Here is a 300-nt window from a genome sequence, read left to right on the forward strand (position 1 = left end):
GGACTGAGCTTTGCAGAGCCGAGGGGGCTGTTTACACCCTTGAGCTGACCAACAAGGGCAAGGGCTGGCATCCGCATTGCCACATGATCATTTTGGCTACCTCTCAGCCATCACAAACTGACCTCAGCGCCGAGTGGCACAAGATCACTGGCGACAGCATGGTCGTGGATTGCAGGCCCATCCTGGGCGATCCCGTGGAAGGCTTCATGGAGGTGTTTAAGTACGCGGTGAAGTTCTCCGACTTGACCCTGGCTGACAACTGGCACGCGGCGCAGATCCTCAAGGGTAAGCGCCTGCTGA

1 protein-coding gene is annotated in these 300 nt (G+C 58.0%); it reads left to right on the forward strand.

What is annotated here, in order from left to right:
* Window positions 1-300 (forward strand): protein rep (locus tag GHO42_RS25695; RefSeq protein WP_218575998.1); only part of this gene is annotated, 300 nt, incomplete at both ends.

It is taken from the genome of Pseudomonas sp. FSL R10-0056, assembly GCF_009600105.1.
Taxonomy (GTDB): domain Bacteria; phylum Pseudomonadota; class Gammaproteobacteria; order Pseudomonadales; family Pseudomonadaceae; genus Aquipseudomonas; species Aquipseudomonas bubulae.